Origin of the sequence: Pseudomonas sp. 2FE, from assembly GCF_005503735.1 — a bacterium.
Classification (GTDB): Bacteria; Pseudomonadota; Gammaproteobacteria; order Pseudomonadales; family Pseudomonadaceae; genus Aquipseudomonas.
In genome coordinates this window covers 490,886-514,228 of sequence record NZ_SCMO01000001.1, presented here as the reverse complement: position 1 = coordinate 514,228, position 23,343 = coordinate 490,886, and the positions used below count along the sequence as shown (strand labels likewise).

Here is a 23,343-nt window from a genome sequence, read left to right as displayed (position 1 = left end):
CCACCCGCGGATGCGGGCACGCTCGCGCGTGCCCGGCCCCCGACTCCACGCCATTGCTTTCGCGCCATCCGAGGGGAAACCCGCATGAATTACAACTGGGACTGGGGCGTGTTCTTCAAGTCCACCGGCATCGGCAGCGAGATCTACCTGGACTGGTTCGTCACCGGCCTGGGCTGGACCATCGCCGTCGCCCTGGTGGGCTGGATCATCGCCCTGCTGCTGGGCTCGCTGCTCGGCGTGCTGCGCACCGTGCCGAACCGCTGGGTCTCCGGCCTCGCCACCACCTACGTGGAAATCTTCCGCAACGTGCCGCTGCTGGTGCAGCTGTTTCTCTGGTATTTCCTGGTGCCAGACCTGCTGCCCGAACCGCTGGAGCTGTGGTTCAAGCAGGACTTGAACCCGGCCACTTCGGCCTACCTCTCCGTGGTGGTGTGCCTCGGCCTGTTCACCGCCGCGCGGGTCTGCGAGCAGGTGCGCACCGGCATCCAGGCGCTGCCCAAGGGCCAGACCGCCGCGGCCTATGCCATGGGCTTCAAGTTGCCGCAGATCTACCTCAACGTGCTGCTGCCGCAGGCCTATCGCATCATCATTCCGCCGCTCACCTCGGAGTTCCTCAACATCTTCAAGAACTCCTCGGTGGCGTCCTTGATCGGCCTGATGGAGCTGCTGGCGCAGACCAAACAGACCGCCGAGTTCTCCGCCAACCTGTTCGAAGCCTTCACCCTGGCCACGCTGATCTACTTCACGCTGAACATGGGCCTGATGCTGTTCATGCGCATGATCGAGCAGAGAGTCGCGGTGCCGGGCCTGATCTCCGTGGGAGGTAAATGATGGATTTCAGCGCGATAGTCCCCGCCCTGCCGGGCCTGTGGGAAGGCATGCTGATGACCCTGCAGCTGATGGTGCTCGGCGTGCTCGGCGGCGTGGTCCTCGGCACCCTGCTGGCGCTGCTGCGGCTGTCGCCCAGCAAGCTGCTGTCCAACCTGGCCGGCGCCTACGTCAACTACTTCCGCTCGATCCCGCTGCTGCTGGTGATCACCTGGTTCTACTTCGCGGTGCCCTTCCTGCTGCGCTGGATCACCGGCGAGGACACCCCGATCGGCGCCTTCAGCTCCTGCCTGGTGGCCTTCATGATGTTCGAGGCGGCGTATTTCTGCGAGATCGTCCGCGCCGGCATCCAAGCCATTCCCAAGGGCCAGATGGGCGCCGCCCAGGCACTGGGGATGAGTTACGGGCAGATGATGCGCCTGATCATCCTGCCCCAGGCCTTCCGCAAGATGACCCCGCTGCTGCTGCAGCAGAGCATCATCCTGTTCCAAGACACCTCCCTGGTTTACACCGTCGGCCTGATGGACTTCCTCAACGCCTCGCGCTCGCGCGGCGACATCATCGGCCAGCCCCATGAGTTCCTGATCTTCGCCGGTCTGGTGTATTTCACGATCAGCTTCGCCGCCTCGCTGCTGGTGAAGCATCTGCACAGAAGGTTAGCCGTATGATTTCGATCGATAACGTCAACAAGTGGTACGGGGACTTCCAGGTGCTGAGCGACTGCACCACGCAAGTCAAAAAAGGCGAAGTGGTGGTGGTCTGCGGCCCGTCCGGCTCCGGCAAGTCCACCCTGATCAAGTGCGTCAACGCGCTGGAGCCCTTCCAGAAGGGCGACATCCGGGTCGACGGCACCTCCATCGCCAATCCGAAGACCGATCTGCCCGAGCTGCGCTCCCGGGTCGGCATGGTGTTTCAGCACTTCGAGCTGTTCCCACACCTGTCGATCACCGAGAACCTGACCATCGCGCAGATTAAGGTGCTCGGCCGCAGCAAGGCCGAAGCCACCGAGAAAGGCCTCAAGCTGCTCGACCGCGTCGGCCTGCTGGCCCACGCCCACAAGCACCCCGGGCAACTCTCCGGCGGCCAACAGCAGCGCGTGGCGATCGCTCGTGCGCTGGCCATGGACCCGGTGGTGATGCTGTTCGACGAACCGACCTCGGCCCTCGACCCGGAGATGGTCAACGAGGTGCTCGACGTCATGGTGCAGCTGGCCAACGAAGGCATGACCATGATGTGCGTGACCCACGAGATGGGCTTCGCGCGCAAGGTCGCCGACCGCGTCATCTTCATGGACCAGGGGCAGATAGTCGAAGACTGCGCCAAGGAAGAGTTCTTCGGTGACGTCTCGGCCCGCTCCGACCGCGCCCAACAGTTCCTCGCCAAGATCCTCCAGCACTGATGCCGCGATCCGCCCCTCAGAACCTGTTCTAGGTCGTCGCGAGCGCAGGTCAGGCAAGGCGAAAACAGGCGAAAAAGCGCAGTTTACGAGTTGTAAATGAGCATTTTGAGCCTGTTTTCAACGCAGCATGACCAAGCGCAGTAGACCTTGAACAGGTTCTCCCGGCGAGAGCGGCGGAGATCGCTGCACGTTCTCTAACCAATAACAACAACCCACCAGAAGAGACGCACGCATGAAGAACGTTTTGCATTCATTCGCTCCGGGCGCACTGGCCCTGATGTTCCTGCTGCCGCAAGGGCTGCAGGCCAAAGAAGCCGAGTCGCAGCAGAAGCTCGCCAATGTGGTGATCCTCGCCACCGGCGGCACCATCGCCGGCGCCGGCGCCAGCGCCGCCAACAGCGCCACCTACCAGGCGGCGAAAGTACCGGTCGAGCAGCTGATCGCCGGCGTGCCGGAGCTGAAGAACCTGGCCAACGTGCGCGGCGAACAGGTGTTCCAGATCGCCTCGGAAAGCATCTCCAACGACAACCTGCTGCAGCTGGGCAAGCACGTCGCCAAGCTGGCCGAGAGCGACGAGGTCGACGGCATCGTCATCACCCACGGTACCGACACCCTAGAAGAGACCGCCTACTTCCTCAACCTGGTGGAGCACACCGACAAGCCCATAGTGGTAGTCGGCTCGATGCGCCCGGGTACCGCCATGTCCGCCGACGGCATGCTCAACCTGTACAACGCCGTCGCCGTGGCCAGCAACAAGGCAGCGCGCGGCAAGGGCGTGCTGGTGACCATGAACGACGAGATCCACTCCGGGCGTGATGTCAGCAAGTCGGTGAACATCAAGACCGAAGCCTTCAAGAGCCCCTGGGGTCCGCTGGGCATGGTGGTGGAAGGCAAGAGCTACTGGTTCCGCCTGCCGGCCAAGCGCCACACCAGCGGCTCCGAGTTCGACATTCAGAAGATCTCCAGCCTGCCACGCGTAGACATCGCCTACGGCTACGGCAACGTCGATGACACCGCCTACAAGGCCTTCGCCCAGGCCGGCGCCAAGGCCATCATCCAGGCCGGCACCGGCAACGGTTCGGTGGCCTCGCGCGTCGTGCCGAGCCTGCAGGCCCTGCGCAAGGATGGCCTGCAGATCATCCGTTCCTCCCACGTCAACCAGGGCGGTTTCGTTCTGCGCAACGCCGAACAGCCGGACGATAAGAACGACTGGGTGGTCGCCCATGACCTCAACCCGCAGAAAGCCCGCATCCTCGCCTCGGTCGCCCTGACCAAGACCCAGGACAGCAAGGAGATGCAACGGATCTTCTGGGAATACTGACAGCGTGCGGCGGCGGGCCTGGCTCGCCGCCATCCTGATGCGAACAGAATTGAGCGGATATCGCCGATGCCCCCTACAGCCGATACCGCCAAGCAGACCTGGCCGCAGTGCCGCTCAAGGCTGCGCAGCCTAGACGCGGCGCACGACGCCGGACTGGCCGCCCGGCCATGATTGTGCTGCAATCGCCTTTCCCCAACCCTCGCGCGCTGCCGCCCTTGCTGACCGTGAAGCCTCGTCTGATCCGTCGCCTGCTCCTGCCCTTGCCGATCATCCTGCTGATGCTCGCCTGCGGTTATAGCGCCTATTACCTCAGCACCCAGATCGGTATCCGCGCCCTGGCCGAGAGCGGCGAACGCCAGCTCGAGCTGCACGCCCGCGCGGTGGAAAGCGAGATCAGCACCCACACCTACCTGCCCAGCCTGCTGGAGCTGGAGTCCAGCGTCAGCCGCCTGCTGCTCGACCTCAGCGAGCCCCGGCGCGAACGGGTCAACACTTACCTCGAGGGCCTGAACAAACGCAGCGGCAGCCTGGCCATCTTCATCCTCGACACCAGCGGCCGCGTGCTGGCCACCAGCAACTGGCGCGACGCCGACAGCTTCCAGGGCGAGGACCTGGCCTACCGCGCCTATTTCCAGGATGCCATCCAGGGCAAGCCGGGGCGCTTCTACGGCATCGACAGCACCGGCGAAGCCGGCTATTACCTGGCCCACGGCCTGCGCCATCGCGGCACCATCATCGGCGTGGCGGTGGTGAAGATCCGCCTCGACCCCCTGGAGAAACGCTGGGAACGGGCACGCCTGGAAGCCTACGTCAGCGACGAAAACGGCATCATCATCCTCTCCAGCGACCCGGCGCGCCGGCTCAAGGCCGTACACCCCCTCAGCGCCGAGACCAAGGCGCAACTGGCCGGCAGCCTGCAATACCACTGGACCACGTTCAAGGAGCTGCAACTCCTGGCGCGCCAGCGCATCGCCGCCGATACCGAGCTGCTGACGCTGCCCGCCAGCGGCGAAAACGCCAGCGCAGCGCAGCCGATCAGCTACCTGGCGCAGACTCGTCCGCTGAACGACACCCTCTGGCACCTGACCCTGCTCTCCCCCTTGCAGGACCTGCGCCGCGCGGCCATCAGCCACGGCATGCTGGCCGCGGTGGCCTGCGCCCTGCTGGCCTTTCTGCTGATCGCCTGGAACGAGCGGCGCAAGGTGATCGCCACCCGCCTGGCCGCCCGCGAGGCCCTGCAGCAGGCGAACAACGAGCTGGAGCGCAAGATCGCCGAACGCACCGCCGACCTGCGCGCCAGCAACGAACGCCTGAAGGCGCAAATCCGCGAACGTCGGCAGGCCGAGGAAACCCTGCGCAAGGCCCAGGACGACCTGGTGCAAGCCGGCAAGCTGGCGGTGATCGGGCAGATGTCCACCAGCATCGCCCACGAACTCAACCAGCCGCTGGCCGCCCTGCGCACCCTCTCCGGCAACACCGTGCGCTTCCTGCAACGTGGCGCCCTGGATACCGCCAGCAGCAACCTCGCCACCATCAACGAACTGGTCGACCGCATGGGCCGTATCACCGCCAGCCTGCGCGCCTTCGCCCGGCGCGCCGACGACAGCGGCGAAGCCCGCCTGGGCAAGGCCATGGACGCGGCCCTGTTCCTCCTGCAGCCACGCCTGGAGCGCACGCCACTGCGTATTCACCGGACCTACGGCGACGCTCGCCTGGCCATCGACCAGACGCGCCTGGAACAGATTCTGGTCAACCTGGTCGTCAACGCCATCGACGCCATGCACGGGCAGAGCGACCGCCAGCTCTGGCTCGAAGGCCACGCGGAGGACGACCACTATCGGCTCCAGGTCCGCGACAACGGCCCGGGCATTCCGCCCTCGGTGCGCGTGCATCTGTTCGAGCCGTTCTTCACCACCAAACCGGGCGAACAAGGGCTGGGCCTGGGTCTGACCCTGTCGGCCAGCCTGGCCGCCGCGGCTGGCGGCAACCTCAGCGTGCAACACCCGGAAAGCGGCGGTACCGCCTTCGAGCTGAACCTGCCCCTGCTGCCCCAATCCCCTGCCGAGTCCAGCCGCGATGAATGACCACTTGACCGTCCTGATCGTCGAAGACGACCCGCATGTCCTGCTCGGCTGCCAGCAAGCCCTGAGCCTGGAGGACATTCCCAGCATCGGGGTCGGCAGCGCCGAGGAAGCCCTGCAGCGGGTCGGCGAGAACTTCGCCGGCATCGTCATCAGCGACATTCGCCTACCCGGCATCGACGGCCTGGAACTGCTCGCCCGCCTCAAGGCCCGTGATCGCAGCCTGCCGGTGGTACTGATCACCGGCCACGGCGACATCTCCATGGCCGTCGGCGCCATGCGCGACGGCGCCTACGACTTCATGGAGAAACCCTTCTCCCCCGAGCACCTGGTGGATGTGACCCGCCGCGCCCTGGAGCAACGCGGGCTGGCCCGCGAGGTCTCGGCGCTGCGCCGCCAGTTGGCCGGCCACCAGGCCCTGGAGGAGCGCCTGCTGGGCCGCTCACCGGCCATGCAGCAATTGCGCGAGCTGATCGCCAACGTCGCCGACACCTCGGCCAACGTCTTGATCGAGGGCGAAACCGGCACCGGCAAGGAACTGGTCGCCCGCTGCCTGCACGACTTCAGCCGGCGCAAGGATCACCAGTTCGTCGCCCTGAACTGCGGCGGTCTGCCGGAGAACCTGTTCGAGAGCGAGATCTTCGGCCACGAGGCGCATGCCTTCACCGGCGCCGGCAAGCGCCGCATCGGCAAGATCGAGCACGCCAACGGCGGCAGCCTGTTCCTCGACGAGATCGAGAGCATGCCGATCAACCTGCAGATCAAACTGCTGCGGGTGCTGCAGGAACACAGCCTGGAGCGCCTCGGCTCGAACCAGAGCGTGGCCGTGGACTGCCGGGTGATCGCCGCGACCAAGGCCGACCTGGATGAACTGGGCAAGGCCGGGCAATTTCGCAGCGACCTGTACTACCGCCTCAACGTGGTCACCCTGGAGTTGCCGCCGCTCCGCGAACGCCGTGAGGACATCCCGCTGCTGTTCGAACACTTCCTCCAACATTCCTCGCTGCGCTTCGACCGCGCCGCGCCGGAACTGGATCGGCACACCCTGTCGAGCCTGATGGCCCACGACTGGCCGGGCAACGTGCGCGAATTGCGCAACGTCGCCGAACGCTTCGCCCTCGGCCTGCCGGTGTTCAAGAAAAGCGGGCTAGCGGCGGAAAGCAGCGGCCCGTCCTTCGCCGAGGCGGTGGACGCCTTCGAGAAGAGCCTGCTCAGCAGCGCCCTGGAACGCCACAGCGGCAACCTCAGCCAGGCCAGCCAGGCCCTGGGTATGGCCAAGACCACACTGTTCGACAAGGTGAAGAAACACGGGCTGCAGTAACCCCAGCTCGCCGCCGCGGCCCCGCCCAACCCAGAGGCAAAGGGCGCTATGCAACCCGCGGCGATTTAGGCATGGTGCTGCCACCGCGCAACGGTCAGCAGCTTGCCGCCCGCACGGCGCACTTATTCAATGCATGCAGGCCTGCACTGAGCTGGCCACGGAGAACCTCATGAGCGCAAAAGACCAGGAACGCAGCACCGACGAAGTCTGGGTGCAGCTCTGCGAGGCCGGCGAGCTTGACCCGGCAAAGCGCCTTGCTGCCCGGCTGGCGATCCTCGGCAACCCGGACGCCCAGGATTGCAGCCTCTACCGCCCGGACGAAAATGACCCGGACGCCGAGGAAGAAGACCTTGGCGATGCCAAAATCCTCTTCACGGGCCTGTTCCAGGCACCCGAAACCTGGGATGAAGCAACCCGCGCCGAGTTTTTTGACGACGCCGACCCCGAACTGTTCATGACCGCCTTCATCGAGTGTGAAGCCAGGCCGGCGTCTGCCAAATTCTTCACCCCCGAAGTCGGCGACTATGTGGCGACCCTGCCCGGGCTGGGAGCAGTCGTGATGTTCTATGTGCACGACTACCTCGAGGATGAGAACGGCAGAAAGTGCATCCTCATCCGCGACAACGAGGCGATGGACTAAGGCCGCCGGAGACTGGACGCATAATTCCTCTGGCGAAATTGCTACTGAACTATCGGTGGTTGGTGGGTAGCGCTTAACGTCCGTTCCTGGGGTTAAAAGCTGCCTGGCGGCGGCAATCGGCCAGGAGCGGACCTTACAGAAGATTCCAGTGTGTTAGGCGTGTCTTATTACACCAGGGAAGGCGTTGCGAAGCTCATTATATATATCGTCCGCTTCTTCGTGCAGGGGATTTAACCCCTTACTTTCCGGCCAGCTCCGAATATGCAATTCGAAGACAAATTTGCTTGTCATTGGGTCGCTATCATCACGCTTAGCTCGCTCCAATGCTTCTACAAGGCCGACCTTGCCTTTAGCAACCAAAGCCATTAGCTCTTCAAATTCGTTAACTGTTAGGCAGAAGATGTTTTCGTTTGGGATATGGCAATCTGCGGGATATTGATTCCTTATTTCTGAAAGCTTTGCCTCTCCAACTCCTGAAGAAAGAGCGCGACCAGTGCCTATGTAGAGCTCTTTGTATGTCACTACAATCAAGTAATTTACAGGGCGGGACCGGATTACAGGATGCTCATCGGAGATAAGATTTTTCAGGCGCGAGCACAAATCATGCCCTTGCACAAATGCTTTCATGAGAGAGGTGCCTGTAGCTCCCTCAACTATCTGTTGCTGGTGAGCGACCATCCCGCGCTGAGCCATTTCGACGCCTTTAGCATCAATCAGGACGTTAGCTCCACCGTCTGACACAAGGAAGTCAATCAGATTGCCATCCCCTGGTAGGACACTTTTCTGTTCCTCCTCGGTGGCAACCGGCAGGGAAGTCATATTGATCCACGTGCCTACGTATTTCTCGAAGGCTTTGCCCCAGGGGGCGTTGAATCTGTTCACGTTGTCACGCTTGAGGAGGTCGTAGATAAAATATCCCAAACCACGATGAAGCACATGTGGCGATACGCACCAGAATTGCCCGCCAACTTTGATAAGGGGGAAGCTGTAGAATGGAGTCTGATACAGAAAACCCCTTTGATCATAAATATTTTCACCCATCGCCTTAAGTGTTTTAGGCAACTCCGGCAACTCAATAGAAACAGCTCTCAGAAATGCGTCAACAACGTGAGGCTTAAAGTACGGGCAAAGACCAAACATCAATGTACGAGGGATAACGCAAGCATGCTTGTGCGCAGCAGATAGCAAAACTATACTCAATCGCATGAAATCAGGAACGGCTACACCTGTTATAGCTTCGAACCGAGCTTTGAAATAATGATTATCCTCTACCCTTGAGAACAGTGCTTCCTGCCTTGCAATATCGAAAAACCCCCGTTTATGCTGGTAGTAGAACTGCCGATAAGCCGTAACCCTCACGAAAAGGCTCACGTCCTCATATTCGTCGGGCATGCGCCCGATGTCTTCAAGGTTGTATATCTGCTGCAGGATATCTACTAGTTGGGTGCCCGAAATTGGCGGTCGGCCCTGGACATTGCAAGATTCGTCCTGAAAGACCCATTTGATCAGTAACATGACCAGCCATGGGTGCTTAAGCAGTTGGCCGAGAGGATTTTTCGATGGTTGATAGAGGTACTCTAGGCTCTGCTGAAGCACACTAATCGGGTCATAACGTCGAAATTCGCGCTGAACTTCAATGACGCGGATCTTGTATTCACCGGCGGAAAAAGTGGGCATCGTTGTCATGCGGTGAGCCTCATCTGCCATGTTTGCAATTAATTCTCTTACGCCAGTTATGCCGCTGTCATCGATCAACGAGCCTAACGCTTTGTAGAAACGATGATTTGGTTTCCTCCAACATTACATCGTTCCTCTCGATCCAACGCTCCAAAGCCTCAAAGGCATCGGGCCATTCATGGTTGTACTCCACGTCAAAAATCACCATACACGCGCGCATGGCTTCTAGGTGGCGACCGCCATAGAGCACTCCCCAGCGATTCTGAAAGTTGGTGGTGTGGCTCTGCCAATCTGACTCAGAGTATCCGAACAACATACCCTCAAAGTTCGGGTGCGCGCCCTCAGAAAGTTCTGCGTACAATTGCTCCAATCCTGGATAGCGCTTGTCCGCCTTATTGAGCACCCCGAGGATGTTTATCGATTCGTGCGGTGTGCTTTTGTCGCGCGACCCTAGCAAGAGCCTCGTGGTTCGTTCGGAAAATTCATGAAAGTTTGCTGTGCCGGCGACTACCTGGCGGGTGGCTTGATTCAAGTGAATTAGGACAGCGGCCGTTTCGAATGCACTACGCAGTAGAATGCGCGCGCCAAGCAGTTGAGATGCCGCATACAACGCATGCGACTGCTCAAGCAGGTCCAGCATGCGCCATGCAACTGATTCGCGGAGTAGTAGTCCACGCCAGGGGGCCTTCCATTTGTGCGCGATGTTGCTCCTGGCGAATAAGCCACCAACGTCGACCTCTCGGCAGAGAGAGGTCTTCCAAGCTGCTAGCGTTGTCGCAATGTCTTGCATGGGACACCTCACGTTGGAACACAGCCGTGTCAAAGGCTTCGGCTGCGCTGGAAAATGGAGAGGGGATTATTTTCTACGACTTGACCGTCCGCAATGGGTCGTTTTCTGCCACTCGCCAACCGGCTTATTGCGCCGGCGAATACCCCCACCTACAAACCCATCTGTTTGCTGATGATCTCGTTCATCACTTCCCGCGTGCCGCCGCCGATGGAAAGGATGCGGTTATCCCGGTACAGGCGTTCCACCAGGCTTTCACGCATATAACCCATGCCCCCGGCGATCTGCACCGCGTCGTAGACGATGCGGTCGGCGATATCGGTGGCGAAGTTCTTGGCCATGGAGATTTCCTTGATCACCGATTTACCCGCAGCCATCTTCGCCGCCTGGCGGTAGGTGAACTCGCGGGAAACCTCCAGCTGCGTCGCCATCTCCGCCAGCCGGTGTTTGAGCACCTGGAATTTGCCGATCGGCTTGCCGAACGCCTCGCGCTGGCTAGCCCACTTGAGGCTTTCTTCCAGCGCCAGTTGCGCCGTCATATTGGCCATCAGCGCCAACGACAGCCGCTCGGACTGGAAATTGGCCATGATCCCGGCAAAGCCCATGTTTTCCACACCAATCAGGTTTTCCACCGGCACCCGGCAATCATCGAAGAACAGCTCGGCGGTGTCCGACGCCCACCAGCCCATCTTCTTCAGCTTGCGGCCGACGCTGAAGCCCGGCGTGCCCTTCTCGATCAGCAACAGGCTGACGCCGCCAAAGCCGTCGCCGCCGGTGCGCACGGCCACGGTGTAGTAGTCGGCGCGCACGCCGCTGGTGATAAAGGTCTTGCTGCCGGTCACCCGGTAACAGTCGCCACCGCGCACCGCACGGGTCTTTAGACTGGCCACATCCGAGCCGCCGGACGGCTCGGTCACCGCCAGCGCCATGATCTTCTCGCCGGAGAGCACCTGCGGCACCACGCGGTCACGAATCGCCGGCCTGGCCCACTTCACTATCGGCGGCAGGCCGATATCCAAGGAGCCAAGCCCAGCCACCAGGCCGCCGGAGCCGGAGCGCATCAGCTCTTCACTGGCCGCCACCTTGGCGAACAGATCGCCCTCGTGGCTGCCGCCAAACCGTTCCGGATAACCGATCCCGAGAATCCCGGCGGCACCGGCCTTCAGGTACAGCTCGCGGGGAAATTCCTCGGCCTCCTCCCAGTCGGCGATAGATGGCAGGATTTCCCGCTCGACGAAACGCCGCACGGAGTCACGCACCAGTTGATGGGATTCGTCGAAGTAGTCCTGAAAAGCGGGCATGGCCAAGCTCCGGATAGGGGTTTCCCGACCATACCGAGCGCTTGCTTGGTTTTCAAGGTGAAGCATTGGCCAACACGCAGGGCGATAGCGCCTAGCCATCAGAGGATAGACAGGCTTCAGGATTGGATTAAAGCCGAGCGGTTGACCAAGGCCGCGCTATGCCTACCGGCGAGAATCAGAGGCTGATCGGTCTACGTCCGGCTAGCGCATGCGCCAGGGTGCCGCCATCGACCAGTTCCAACTCGCCACCCAGCGGCATGCCGTGGGCGATGCGTGAGGTGATCAGGCCTTTGTTGGCCAGCAACTGCGCGATGTAATGAGCCGTCGCTTCACCTTCAACCGTCGGATTGGTGGCGAGTATCACTTCGCTGAAGGCGGCCTGCTGGATACGTGCCAGCAGCTCGGGAATGCCGATGGCCTCTGGGCCGAGGCCATCCAACGGCGACAGGTGCCCCTTGAGCACGAAGTAGCGCCCGCGATAGCCGGTCTGCTCGACCGCATACACATCCATCGGCCCCTCCACGACGCAGAGCACACTGTCATCGCGGCGCGGGTCCGCACACTGCGGGCACAGGTCGTCTTCGCTCAGGGTCCGGCATTGCTTGCAGTGGCCAACGCCCTCCATCGCCTGCGTCAGCGCCTGCGCAAGCCGCAGAGCGCCACTGCGATCACGTTCGAGCAGCTGCAGGGCCATGCGTTGCGCAGTCTTCTGCCCTACTCCCGGCAGAATGCGCAGGGAGTCGATCAGTTGGCGAATCAGCGGACTGAAGCTCATGACAGGCACTCACAAAATGCGGGGTACGGAGCGGGCCGCTCAGGCAGTGTGCAGGGTAAGGCGCCGACGGGCGAGGAACCGGAGTGTGCCAGTGCACATGAGGATTCCGAACCCGGCGGCAACGCCGCCATGCGCGCTGCATGGGCGGCACGAGCAATCTAGAAGGGCATTTTGAAGCCGGGGGGCAACTGCATCCCAGAGGTCATGCCCGACATTTTGTCCTGGCTGTTCTGCTCGATTTTACGCACGGCATCATTCACCGCTGCGGCGATCAGGTCTTCGAGGACTTCTTTGTCTTCCTGCATCAGGCTGTCATCCAGGTTGATGCGTTTGACATCATGCCGACCGGTCATCACCACGCTGACCAAGCCCGCACCGGATTGACCGGTCACTTCGGCGTTCGCCAGCTCTTCCTGCATCTTCTGCATTTTTTCTTGCATCTGCTGCGCCTGCTTCATCAGGCCGGCCATGCCACCTTTCATCATGGGAATCACCTCAAAAGTTGTCTTGAAAACTACTGCGCGGCGCATCTGCTGCGTTGCGCGGTGCTCACTTCCTCGCCGTACTACCTGTACTGTCTCGTCGTTGCGCTCCGGGCGCCTTGCATATACGCCTGCTCGCTACGTTTCCAAGACAACTTTCAGGTATTCAGGGGTTCGATAGTGCCGTCGCGAATCACCGCGGCGAACTGTTGAATCATTTGCTGCACCAGCGGATCGCTATGGATCGACGCCTCCGCCGCGCGCTGGCGATCTGCGCGTTTACGCGAGGCGGCCTGCGCCGGAGTTTCCTGCTCGGGCTTATGCAACTCGATTTCCAGCGTTAGCGGACGCTCATGGTACTGATTCAACGCATCGTTCAAACGGCGCTGCTGGGTCGCGTTGAACAGCGCACTTTGCGCAGGGTCCAGGTGCAGGCGCCAGGTATCACCTTCGATGGCGACCAGCGTGCAGTTGGCGGCGATGCTAGCGGTCAGGCCGGTTATGCCCAGACGCGGGAACAGGTCCAACCATTCAGCCGCCAGGCCAGTGGCCGGCTGCGCCGCCGGTTGCGGTTCGGCTTCGACGGCTGGCGCAGCAACACCGACAGACTCCAGAGCATCGAGGTAGGCATCCGCCTCGCCATCGACCTCGTAATAATCCTCATCCGGGAGCGGCGGTTCATCATCGCGCTCAAGGTCATTCAGCATGGAGGCCAGCTCAGCCAGCATTGGAGTGGGGGCTATGTCAGACGCCTCTGGCTCGACTGCTGGCTCGGCTTCGACCACCCGCGAAGGAGCGCTAATGCTCGGCTCATTCCACGGCAGGTCAACTACCTCGGCCGCCTGCGCTGCGGGCGCTACAGCTGCGGGCAGCGGAGTAACGGGTTGCGCGGCGACGGGGGCGGGCTCGACCGTGGTAGCAGCTACGACAGCAAGCGGCTCGACGACAGGCGCCGCAGCTGCAACAGGCGCGAGTACAGGCGCAGGTGCAACAACTGGCGCTGCCGGTGGAACCGGAGCAGAAGTTACGGCCATAGCCGGCGCCGCCATAGCAGCCCCGGCCACTGGGTTGGGTCTGGGATCAGCAGTGGCCTGGCTAATCCCTAGCGGCTTTAGCGCCACCCTCGGCGCGTCATCCGTATCCGCCGGGCGGAAGGCCAGCATCCGCAACAGCACCATTTCGAAGCCACTACGCGGATCCGGTGCCAGCGGCAAATCACGCCGACCGATCAGGCCCATCTGGTAATAAAACTGCACATCTTCGGACGGCAATGCCTGCGCCAATGCCAACACGCGATCGCGGTCACCCTGGCCATTATCGACCGCCTCTGGCAGCGCCTGGGCGATGGCTACGCGGTGCAACACATTGAGAATTTCCGCCAGCACGCCGCTCCAATCCGGGCCTTGCTCGGCCAGGTGGCGCACCGTTTCGATCACGCCACGGGCATCGCCTTCCAGCAGCGCCTGCAACACGCCGTAGACTTGGCCGTGATCGAGGGTACCGAGCATGGCACGCACATCCGCGGCCAGCACTTTGCCCTCGCCAAAGGCGATGGCCTGATCGGTGAGGCTCATGGCGTCGCGCATCGAACCGTCAGCCGCGCGGCCCAGCAGCCAGAGCGCATCCTCTTCGAAGGGCACGTTCTCGACGCCAAGCACATGGGTCAGGTGCTCGACTACCCGCTCCGGCGGCATGTTCTTCAGGGAAAACTGCAGGCAACGCGAGAGGATGGTGGCCGGCAGCTTCTGCGGGTCAGTCGTCGCCAGCAGGAATTTGACGTGCGGCGGCGGCTCCTCAAGGGTTTTCAGCAGGGCATTAAAACTGTGGGTCGAGAGCATGTGTACTTCGTCGATGAGGTACACCTTGAAACGCCCACGGCTCGGTGCGTACTGCACGTTTTCCAGCAGTTCGCGGGTATCTTCGACCTTGGTACGGCTGGCGGCATCGACTTCGATCAGGTCGATAAAGCGCCCCTCGTCGATCTCTTTACAGACCGAGCAAACACCACAGGGCGTTGAGCTGATACCGGTTTCGCAGTTCAGGCACTTGGCAATGATCCGCGCGATGGTGGTCTTGCCCACCCCGCGGGTGCCGGTGAACAGATAGGCATGGTGCAGGCGCTGACTGTCGAGGGCATTGATCAGGGCCCTCAGCACATGAGTCTGGCCGACCATTTCGCGGAACGAGCGCGGACGCCATTTACGTGCAAGAACCTGATAACTCATCGAAAACCGTCGCAGCTGGGGAGCAAGAAGTCGGCTAATCCTAGCGGAGCCCGGGGCAAATTGCATCCGATGCGCTCGCCTATCCATGCACTGGGGCGAATGAGGAAGTCAGGGGATATCGAGAGATCGTGGCGCGCTGAAGCTGAATGGCCACTTGAAACTGGAGGCAACCCCACCAGCCACACCCCGGCACACAATTTCACCGCTGCGGCTGCTCCCTTCCAGGCCTGACCGGGGTGGCATGCAAGCATGCTCGCAGTTTGCTGAAAGCCGCACTGCGTCTGGGCTGATGGGGTTCTGATGGGTTCGCTTCCAGCACCATTTCAGGCGGGTTATTACGTTCTGAGAGGCGCAAAAAATCTGGGGTGTGACCAGCATTGTTCCACTTTGCTGTACCACTTCGGTGTACCACTTTGGCTTACATAACCCGACGCGGGGCCGTCTACTATCTGAACTTGCGGCTACCTAAGCACCTATATCCGCACCGTCACACTCTGCGTCTGAGTCTGGGCGTCACAGAGCGTAAAGCTGCCTTATTCCTAGCAAGCTCTCTCACCCAACGAGTGCATGAGCACATAGCCTCGCAGCCGCTTACAGAGCCCCGTAGGCTGAGTGCTCTGTGTGCAACATGGCGAAGTAGCATCCCTACCCCAACGGCTCTCCAGCCGCCTACCAGAGCCCATAGCAGCGCCCTCACCACCACTCCTGCTAACGGCCCCAATCTGAGCACTCTGTCGAAGCTATATATAGAAGAAGGGAAACGTGGCGGTACATGGCGAACCGTCAGCACCTTTGAAGTGGAACGAGCCTTACGCGATCTATTTGAATTGATGGGGGATATGCCTGCGGCAGCCTTCGACGTAGAGCAAGCACGCATCCTCAAGGATCGACTGAGCCGTTGCCCGCAATACTTCGGACTTCGCCCAGAGTTTGAAGGTATGACGCTACGTCAGGTTGTTGAGGCTGAGAAGACGTATAAAACTATCAGTGCCGTTACCGTCAATAATCGACTACGTAAGCTCTCTGCGTTCATGAATTGGTGCAAGGCCAATGGGTACGTGAAAGAGAATCCGTTATCAGGTCTAAAGGTGATGACGGGATCAGCGAAAGACGCCCGGCTGTCGTTTGAAAATGGAGACTTACGCAAGCTGCTTGACCTGAACGCCCTACGAACCGAAGCACGTAAACATCTATGGCGTTACTGGCTCCCGCTGCTGGGTCGATACACTGGTGCACGACTTGAAGAGCTTTGCCAACTACATGTCGAAGACATAGCCGAGGTGCAAGGCATTCCGTGCCTCCGCTTCGATGATAGCCGCGAAGATCAGAACCTAAAAAATGGCAGCAGTCGTCGTGTCATCCCCCTACACCCAGCCCTTATTGACCTTGGATTTGTGGGGCATGTGCATCAGATCAAATCTAGTGGCGTTGTACGTCTGTTCCCAGAGCTTGAGCCCACACGAGATAAGCTGGGGCATGCACCAAGCAAATGGTTCAGCCGTTACAAACACAAGCAAGGCGTCACCGATGCTCGCAAAACCTTTCACAGCTTCCGACACACCTTCATTGACGATATGCGAGATGCGGGAGTTCAGGACTCACTTGTGAAACGCATGGTTGGTCACGAAGACAACTCTGTCACGTTTGGAATCTACGGAAGCCGAACTCCACTCAAGGCGATGCTGGAAGCACTGCAATATCTTGACTGGATGCCGGAGCAGTCAAGGACGTGACAGGTAAAAACCAATGCGTTTGCATTCCCGCCTGACCGCCAGCTTGCATCCGACTAGCCGTCATGCCTGTGTGCCGCATAGCAGGCAGAGATCGGCCAGAAGGGGCTACTAGTCAGAATGGTGGCAAATGACTGGCGTTGTTTGGTCTGCAGCCTAAGCTAATTGAGCGGCCTTGGCTTGCCGTCCGTGTCGCGTTTCTTCCTGAGTGATGTCGCGTTTTCCGTGACCACCTCTAAGCTAGACAAGGACTTACAAGACGACAAGGAACGTTATATGACATGCAGTCGCGACAAAAAATGCAACTTGGCATGTCGCCTAATAGTAGTTAGCACTCTATGAGGGTAGATATGTGAACCAGGCAGAGAAAGAAAAGAGACTACAACTCCTACTCGTTAATTTGGAACGGCTCATTGGAGACAATTGCTACAACTCGAATATCCAAAATTATGGACCCGGTGGTGAGTGGGAAGGTGAAGGCCGTGAGTTTCGATATCCGATTGCATATCGTGACTCATACGGTAACGAAAGGAAGGAGAAATATTTCTGGCCAACAGGTCTAGACGAACAACATCTGAAAAACTTCTCAACTAACGGGCATTATAAGTTTGGCGCCAATCAGCTGATGATCATGCAAGGGCTTAGAAAGGTAATTAAATACCTCGAAGATAACCATGCCCTCAAGATATAGTGCAAACAAGACGCTGCATCGGACACCCTGCACTGCGCAGCTTTTTGTGCAATTCGCTTCGCTCACTGGACTCGCAAAAGCTACGCTTTTGCTCGCCGGTTAGCACAAACGTTAGGCAAGCATATGCAAGATGAACGATTTTACACTCAAGTGAGCGAAGAGCTTAAGCATCAGCCGGTGATCCCTGGGCTGTGGGCAAAAGCTTATGCAGAATCGAATGGAAATGAAGCACAAGCAAAAGCTCTTTATATTCGTTCCAGAGCAGAGCAACTCGAAAAAGCTGAGCAAGATCTTCTACAAGAATACCTTGCAAAGAAAAAACGAGACGAGCTGCTCTGTGAACTCAAGCAAAACTATAAACTCCACATACCTTTTCTTGCTCTAGCGATAGTCTACATACTGGTTACCATTGCAGCATGGTGAATAGCCTAACAAACGGTTCAAGCCGTTCGCTTCGCTCACCGAACCCTACTAACAATGAACTAACACCCTCCAAGACATCGTATAAGCCACGATACTCTATTGGCCATAGCCAACCTACAGCTAACATTTCAGCGCCATCCAGAACGCACTGTAGGCACAATACACGACAGTGAAGTAACCGCGAACGGATCAGCGGCCTCTAAGTGCTTGCCCTAGAAAAGCAACTCACCAACCACTCGCAATAACAGCTTGACAAGCAAGCCGTTTCATGTAGTATCTGCTCCCTGTTCGAAAGAGCAGAGCCAGACACCCGAAGCCTCTACGCGACCATTGCGGAAACGCAGTGCATTGCACGGAGGCTTTGTCGTTTCTGGGGTTTGTAAAAGTAGCAGCATCAACACAACCGGCAAATACCAGCCAAACCAACGGGATATCCCGAGGAAACGCCTATCGAAATGAACTTGAACAAGGAGAAAAATATGGACAACTGCGTCACCCCCAATTCCTGCGACACCCCTAGCACCATTCAAGACGTAACCGGATACGAGCTACCCGATATCCATCTCGCACTCGTGGAAAAGCGAGCCGATCTTGTCAACGGTTTCATTGTTGACAAAGAGACTGGCGAGATTCTAGGCGAGTATGCCCAAGCATCAGCATCCCACACGCTCTCTCGTCCGCGCCCCCATAAAGCGCCCGACGAGTGCCTGAGCGTGGATGATTGGCACAACTACCGAGATCAGCATGTTGACCGCCGCGAGCTCCCCTCGCACACCAAAAGCGCATTGCTCGATGCGCAGGACGCGGCGCTGGGTGAGCGTTTTCGAAACGGTGAAGACTATCGAATCAGCAGGCCGATGATGGCGTTGCTACTCAAGTTGCACGAGATAGCGCTGTATCGCAATGTCATCGTCATGACACAGACCGATCTCTCCAAACATCTTGAAGTGAATGAGTCGAACCTATCCGCCAAACTGGCCAAACTGGTTGAGGCTGGGCTGCTCAGGGTGTTCACCTCCCGCACTGGCAATATGCGTAAGGGTGAAATCAAACTGCTGATCAATCCGAGACTGGTGTTCCGTGGCAATGATTACCTACAGGGTAATGCCATTGAAACATGGTATCGTCATCAGACAGTGGAAGCTGGCCACCAGATTCAACATGATAGCCAATTTGTTATGCACGATCACCGTGTACGACCTGTGCAAATTGCTGCGTAGACTTCCATGGTTTTTTAGAAAAACCTATGGGGAAACACCTCCACAGGCCACTGAAATCAAGGGGTTTGCAACTTTCCTTATATATAAGAGAGAGAGTGTAACTCGACGTGCTTCGCTAGCATGAGCTAACGCAACACTATCGTAAGTAATACTATCGTCAACTCAAGCCAGCTATTCGCTGGACGTTGGCTCAACACATATTTAACTGTCGTACTCCGTACAAATGAACGAAGTCTACACAAATCTTGATCTTGATCTTGATCTTGATCTTGATCTTCTCTGAATTGTGCTAACTGTACACCGAAGGTGTGAGTGTTACTAATGTTAACTCCGTTAACCTGTTTGCACTAATGAATGAGATCAAAGGCAGGAGCAAGAACTGGATTTGTGTAAAATTTTGATTTTGATTTATGTTCGACCGGAAGGTCATCGTTGTTCTCTCGTTAGTTGGATAACTCTGTTACCAGAGTCAGCAAAACGGAGTTTTCTATGTAACCAGCATTAGCGGGTTGGCGAGTAGCCAAGAGTCGTAGACGAAAAGCTAATGTCATTCCCAGGCTAGATAGGTCTCCAGCTAGATAGATAGCCCTGATAGGGCGGGACGCCCACATGCAAGCCCCCTGCTGAACAGTTCCCAGGATGGAGTGTAGGGGGCATACATAACAGATGAAATCTGATGCCCGCTCTTCCGTTCTTGCCTTTGCCGTTGTGATGGATGGGCGCCAGCATGTCGAGCCTTGCGAGATATTGATTGGTTAATAATTGATCAATATCCTATGTAAACTGGGGTTAAACCTTAACGCTCTTCATTACTAAAGTAGGGCGGATTAAGTGTAGCACGTCTGTAGCCCTCATTCTAAGGGCGACTCGTCCCCCTGCTGATAAGCAAAACGCGTTCTCTTTCTCCGCTTTGCTCTTTTCGATGAGATAAATGGAATGGGCGAGCGAAGATCACAGTCAAACGCTGCTGTCAACAGTTTTGTGGCGAGAGAATACAAGACATGTTCAACATTCAGGTGTTAGGGAATGTCAAGCTGGCGCTTGGGCCTTACACATCTATTTTTGTGCAACAGCTCTGATAGATGGTTGTGTAACAGTGCTAGAACGAACGTTCATTGGTGTTACACAAACAGGTTGTGCGTGTTACACTGCATGCACGCCAAGAGGAAACACAAAATGAACGTTGTTTCTTACTACCGAGTGTCTACAGCCAAGCAAGACAAGTCAGGATTAGGTTTGGAAGCTCAGCGTTCCTATATAGAAGCAGCGGCCCGCCAGAATGGCTGGCATGTGATAGCAGAGTTCACAGACACAGAAAGTGGCGCTGTAGCTCCTACAGAACGTCAGGAGTGCATCAAGGCTCTGAACGCCTGTAAAGAATTCTCCGCTGTGCTGGTTGTGGCCAAGCTTGACCGTTTGTCGAGAGACGTTGAACACATTGCAGGCTTGATGAAGAGAGCTGCATTCAAAGTTGCAACGATGCCCCATGCAGACGCCTTCCAGCTTCACCTATTCGCAGCTCTAGCGGAACAGGAACGCCAGTTCATCAGCCAACGCACAAAGGACGCTCTGGCAGCCCTCAAGGATCGTGCAGACGGGGGGTGTGTCGAGAGTGTTGCTAAAATAGCCCGTAGGGCTACAGCTCTAGCCAAGGGCCGTAATAGTGTATCCCGCACCCTTGGTACAGAAGCCACAGCAGCCAAGGCTAAAGCCTTCGCCTACGCAGTAGAACCACACATCATCCATGCTATTAGTAAGGGCGCTGCTTCTCTTCGTGCTGTAGCGACGTTCCTCAACACACGTGCTGTCACCACACCCACTGGTAGCGAATGGCACGCAGTGCAGGTAGCCCGCGTGATGAAGAGTCTGTCATTGGCATTCGTCTGACAGCCTTTGTAAGCCCCTACAAGCTCTATAGAGCCCTTCCCCTATACACACACATACATCATCTTACACGGCATCGCTCAGAAGCTCTTGTAGAGCCTCCTGTCTTATTTCTATAAATCAGCCGTTTCTATTCGGCCTGTGTGCAATTGGTTAAGCGGTGCGGGCATAAACCCGGCTTCCATTATTTCTGGCCAGCTACTACAAAACACCCCCACCCCATGTGCAAAGTCGCTCCGGCGGCGGGAGTGGGGGCTGGTTCAGAGCACTTGGGTAACGTAGTTCGCCACGCCTAATGTAATCGCGAATGCGGCTAGTAAGTATGGCACGATGTAACCGGCAAAGCTGGGCTCAGCGATGAATGTCTTGCATGTCAGAAGAAGGGCGACAGACCAGCCCTTGATGCCGCTAAGATGTAACTCTCCGGATCTAACGTTTCCCTCGTGGCTTATTAGAGCCCGGTGCCCTGACGCGCTTCTGCTGATGCTAGTGGCATTGATGTATCCAACTTTTACCCGGTTTCCGTTCCACCAGACACCGCTGGGGAAGTAGCTTTGCTGTGGGTCATCTGCTTGCTTGGGGAGGGTTGAGTCCAAGTGTCTTTTCAGGGTGGCGCTGGACTGCTGTTTCACAAACTCGGCGGGGAATGCGTTCCTGAAGTGGTCTTGATGTGTTTGCCAGTACCTGTAAATGAACCAGAACAGCATCAGCCATGCGATTACAGCCAAGACCGTAGGGCGTGAGAAGTTGATGTTCACCACTTCAAGTGTTATCTCGTTGTTCTTGAAGCTACCTCCCGCTAGGTAGTAGATGATGAATGCTGCTGACATTACAGTCAGATTTCTACGCTCTGGGTCGGAATCCTCAATCGCCAAAGTAATCGTCCTTGTTCGTTGGGTGGGCTACGGCTTTTGCATGTCTTGTATCAGTTGTTCTGTGATAATCGCCTGCTCGATCCATCCTACGGTCAACTTGATTAGAAGTTTCAGGTCTTTGATGTCCTTGTCAATCCAAGTCCTGACATAATGCGTTTCATCGTTTCCAAGCCAAACAGCCCGTTTTGCACACTGTTTGATATTTTCGTTGTCCACGTAGGTGTCTATCACCTGTCCAAGAGGTCTTGATTTTACTTCGTCTGCTTTGTCAGGGAATTTTGTGGTGCAATAGTCTTTAATAAGAAACTCAAGTGCTTTTCGGTAGCCAACCCCAGCAATTGCACTAAGTTCAAATGCCTCGGCCTTGGCTGATTGTGTAAATATTTCCACAAACTGTGGTGATACTTCTTTTGCCTCTTCGGGGATGTCCGGTGCTATGGGGTTCCTTGGGTATGTTACCTGAAGAGCGAAGTGTTTAGAAAGCTCTGTAAAATTAACTTGGAGCCTTTTAAATACGGCTACAAATAGTCTGTGGCAATCATTTTTTGGGCATCTGTAAGCAGCATCTATACATTTTCCAGAGTTGTACATTAGTGCTTCAATGAATTCAGCTTTAATTGCGTGGTGGCAATGCGGACACACGTCAGGGTGGTTGTCGATTTCAAAATGATTGCTGCCTATCTTTAGTGCTTGCATGGCCAGTATCCATTTTTGGCTTGCAGGATGAACAAAACCCACCATGAGCGGGCTTATGTGTAGAGTAGAGCGATTTAGTCGCCTACAGTCTCCAGCGTGCTAGCTGGTTCAGGCTCAAGCTTGGCAATCTCCGCCTCTACATCAGCCAGTGCAGCCTCCAGCTCTGTGCGCTTGGCCTTGAGGAATTTCAAGAATTTCTGTTCCTTGGTTTCCTCCTGCTTCGCCAACGCTTCTTCAAACTCAGCCATCAGGGTAGTGGCGCTAGCACTCTTAGTGGCAGCCTTGGGCTTGGTGACTACACCATCCCATTTCTTGAAAGTGGCATATGCTGGTTTATGTACAATGGTGCCATCTCTCAGGGTGAACTTCATCCCGTCACACCAGACGCTAGCCCCTTGATTACTGGCTTTCCATGCTGCAATAGCCTCTTGTTTCTTTTCTTCGTCCCATTTGACTTTCTGTGCTACAGCCATGTGCAATGCCCCTGTGTGTTCGTATAGGAGGTGATTGTAGGATCACACGCCACCTCTGTGCAATCGTGTGCAGTGTAATCGTGTGTAACACAGAGTTTTGCACGGGATAGCGTCTGACGACAGTCAGGAGGCGAGAGCGGAGCGGGAGCCGATAAGCTATCAATTGTACTCCCTGTGGGCGAAGCCCTGATGCTTCCTGCACACAAGCGCAACAGCCTGTCCCGACAGGCCAGCTTGAATGGTATTCAGTGTTGAATTGTATTTTCGTTGAGTAGTGGGGGGGGGGATAATAAATTAATAATTTATCCCCCATAAAATAGATAATACTCCTAACGACAGGTCAACCTGTCGTATGTATCCCTTACAAGGGGAGTCCATCGCATAGGCTGGCCTATGCTTAGTAATATGTGACCGAATAGAAATTCCCATGATGGGGCGCTCTACTCGCTGTCGCTCGCTTCGCTTTCTATTGTGCGACACAATGGAATGTTGTCCTTTGGACAAGGTGTTTCCC

General features: G+C 57.4%; 21 protein-coding genes. 13 read left to right on the top strand and 8 right to left on the bottom strand.

Features of this window, described 5'->3' with window-relative positions:
* The first annotated feature begins 84 nt into the window (after positions 1–84).
* The 8 genes from FFS12_RS02500 to FFS12_RS20425 all read left to right on the top strand — a co-directional run bounded on the left by FFS12_RS02500 (position 85) and on the right by FFS12_RS20425 (position 9,157).
* Complete coding sequence (locus FFS12_RS02500) at positions 85–831, top strand: amino acid ABC transporter permease (protein ID WP_137817290.1); 747 nt, start codon at positions 85–87, stop codon at positions 829–831.
* Complete coding sequence (locus FFS12_RS02495) at positions 828–1,496, top strand: amino acid ABC transporter permease (protein WP_171006390.1); 669 nt, start codon at positions 828–830, stop codon at positions 1,494–1,496. The genes FFS12_RS02500 and FFS12_RS02495 overlap by 4 nt, the downstream gene beginning before the upstream one ends.
* Positions 1,493–2,227: an amino acid ABC transporter ATP-binding protein gene (locus tag FFS12_RS02490; RefSeq protein WP_137885378.1), complete on the top strand. Its 735-nt coding sequence runs from the start codon at positions 1,493–1,495 to the stop codon at positions 2,225–2,227. The genes FFS12_RS02495 and FFS12_RS02490 overlap by 4 nt, the downstream gene beginning before the upstream one ends.
* A 232-nt stretch (positions 2,228–2,459) precedes the next feature.
* Positions 2,460–3,548, top strand: coding sequence for an asparaginase (locus FFS12_RS02485; RefSeq protein ID WP_137885377.1), 1,089 nt, complete (start codon positions 2,460–2,462; stop codon positions 3,546–3,548).
* A gap of 167 nt (positions 3,549–3,715) precedes the next feature.
* Positions 3,716–5,632 carry an ATP-binding protein gene (locus FFS12_RS02480; protein WP_137885376.1) on the top strand — a complete coding sequence of 639 codons (1,917 nt, stop codon included), beginning with the start codon at positions 3,716–3,718 and terminating at the stop codon, positions 5,630–5,632.
* Positions 5,625–6,950 carry a sigma-54 dependent transcriptional regulator gene (locus tag FFS12_RS02475; RefSeq protein WP_137885375.1) on the top strand — a complete coding sequence of 442 codons (1,326 nt, stop codon included), beginning with the start codon at positions 5,625–5,627 and terminating at the stop codon, positions 6,948–6,950. Before FFS12_RS02480 ends, FFS12_RS02475 begins: the two co-directional genes overlap by 8 nt.
* A 169-nt stretch (positions 6,951–7,119) precedes the next feature.
* A complete protein-coding gene (locus FFS12_RS02470; protein WP_137885374.1) occupies positions 7,120–7,590 on the top strand; it encodes a hypothetical protein in 471 nt (156 codons plus the stop codon).
* Positions 7,591–9,103: 1,513 nt separating this feature from the next.
* Positions 9,104–9,157 (top strand): hypothetical protein, encoded by a 54-nt coding sequence (locus tag FFS12_RS20425; protein WP_372239446.1) that lies wholly within the window; start codon positions 9,104–9,106, stop codon positions 9,155–9,157.
* A 177-nt stretch (positions 9,158–9,334) separates the two neighbouring features.
* On the opposite strand, the gene FFS12_RS02460 is transcribed toward FFS12_RS20425, so the two are convergent.
* The 5 genes from FFS12_RS02460 to dnaX all read right to left on the bottom strand — a co-directional run bounded on the left by FFS12_RS02460 (position 9,335) and on the right by dnaX (position 14,837).
* Positions 9,335–9,907 carry a hypothetical protein gene (locus FFS12_RS02460; RefSeq protein WP_256657249.1) on the bottom strand — a complete coding sequence of 191 codons (573 nt, stop codon included), beginning with the start codon at positions 9,905–9,907 and terminating at the stop codon, positions 9,335–9,337.
* Positions 9,908–10,206: 299 nt separating this feature from the next.
* Positions 10,207–11,355 (bottom strand): acyl-CoA dehydrogenase family protein, encoded by a 1,149-nt coding sequence (locus FFS12_RS02455; protein ID WP_137885371.1) that lies wholly within the window; start codon positions 11,353–11,355, stop codon positions 10,207–10,209.
* A gap of 175 nt (positions 11,356–11,530) precedes the next feature.
* Positions 11,531–12,130, bottom strand: a complete 600-nt coding sequence (gene recR, locus FFS12_RS02450) for a recombination mediator RecR (RefSeq protein ID WP_137817300.1) — start codon at positions 12,128–12,130, stop codon at positions 11,531–11,533.
* Positions 12,131–12,288: 158 nt separating this feature from the next.
* Positions 12,289–12,615: a YbaB/EbfC family nucleoid-associated protein gene (locus tag FFS12_RS02445; RefSeq protein ID WP_137885370.1), complete on the bottom strand. Its 327-nt coding sequence runs from the start codon at positions 12,613–12,615 to the stop codon at positions 12,289–12,291.
* 155 nt (positions 12,616–12,770) lie between these two features.
* Positions 12,771–14,837 carry a DNA polymerase III subunit gamma/tau gene (dnaX, locus tag FFS12_RS02440; RefSeq protein WP_137885369.1) on the bottom strand — a complete coding sequence of 689 codons (2,067 nt, stop codon included), beginning with the start codon at positions 14,835–14,837 and terminating at the stop codon, positions 12,771–12,773.
* Positions 14,838–15,250: 413 nt separating this feature from the next.
* On the opposite strand from dnaX, the gene FFS12_RS02435 reads away from it, so the two are divergent.
* The 5 genes from FFS12_RS02435 to FFS12_RS02415 all read left to right on the top strand — a co-directional run bounded on the left by FFS12_RS02435 (position 15,251) and on the right by FFS12_RS02415 (position 20,788).
* Positions 15,251–16,570, top strand: coding sequence for a site-specific integrase (locus tag FFS12_RS02435; RefSeq protein ID WP_137885368.1), 1,320 nt, complete (start codon positions 15,251–15,253; stop codon positions 16,568–16,570).
* A gap of 349 nt (positions 16,571–16,919) precedes the next feature.
* A complete protein-coding gene (locus FFS12_RS02430; RefSeq protein WP_137885367.1) occupies positions 16,920–17,258 on the top strand; it encodes a hypothetical protein in 339 nt (112 codons plus the stop codon).
* A gap of 123 nt (positions 17,259–17,381) precedes the next feature.
* Positions 17,382–17,681, top strand: coding sequence for a hypothetical protein (locus tag FFS12_RS02425; protein ID WP_137885366.1), 300 nt, complete (start codon positions 17,382–17,384; stop codon positions 17,679–17,681).
* A 455-nt stretch (positions 17,682–18,136) separates the two neighbouring features.
* The gene (locus FFS12_RS02420; protein WP_137885365.1) at positions 18,137–18,901 is read left to right on the top strand and encodes an ArsR family transcriptional regulator; all 765 of its coding nucleotides are present in this window, start codon (positions 18,137–18,139) and stop codon (positions 18,899–18,901) included.
* Between the two features lie 1,176 nt (positions 18,902–20,077).
* Complete coding sequence (locus FFS12_RS02415) at positions 20,078–20,788, top strand: recombinase family protein (protein ID WP_137885364.1); 711 nt, start codon at positions 20,078–20,080, stop codon at positions 20,786–20,788.
* A 257-nt stretch (positions 20,789–21,045) separates the two neighbouring features.
* On the opposite strand, the gene FFS12_RS02410 is transcribed toward FFS12_RS02415, so the two are convergent.
* The 3 genes from FFS12_RS02410 to FFS12_RS02400 all read right to left on the bottom strand — a co-directional run bounded on the left by FFS12_RS02410 (position 21,046) and on the right by FFS12_RS02400 (position 22,829).
* A complete protein-coding gene (locus tag FFS12_RS02410; RefSeq protein ID WP_137885363.1) occupies positions 21,046–21,660 on the bottom strand; it encodes a hypothetical protein in 615 nt (204 codons plus the stop codon).
* Between the two features lie 27 nt (positions 21,661–21,687).
* The gene (locus tag FFS12_RS02405) at positions 21,688–22,356 is read right to left on the bottom strand and encodes a hypothetical protein (protein ID WP_256657247.1); all 669 of its coding nucleotides are present in this window, start codon (positions 22,354–22,356) and stop codon (positions 21,688–21,690) included.
* Positions 22,357–22,430: 74 nt separating this feature from the next.
* A complete protein-coding gene (locus FFS12_RS02400; protein WP_137885362.1) occupies positions 22,431–22,829 on the bottom strand; it encodes a hypothetical protein in 399 nt (132 codons plus the stop codon).
* Between the last annotated feature and the right edge of the window lie 514 nt (positions 22,830–23,343).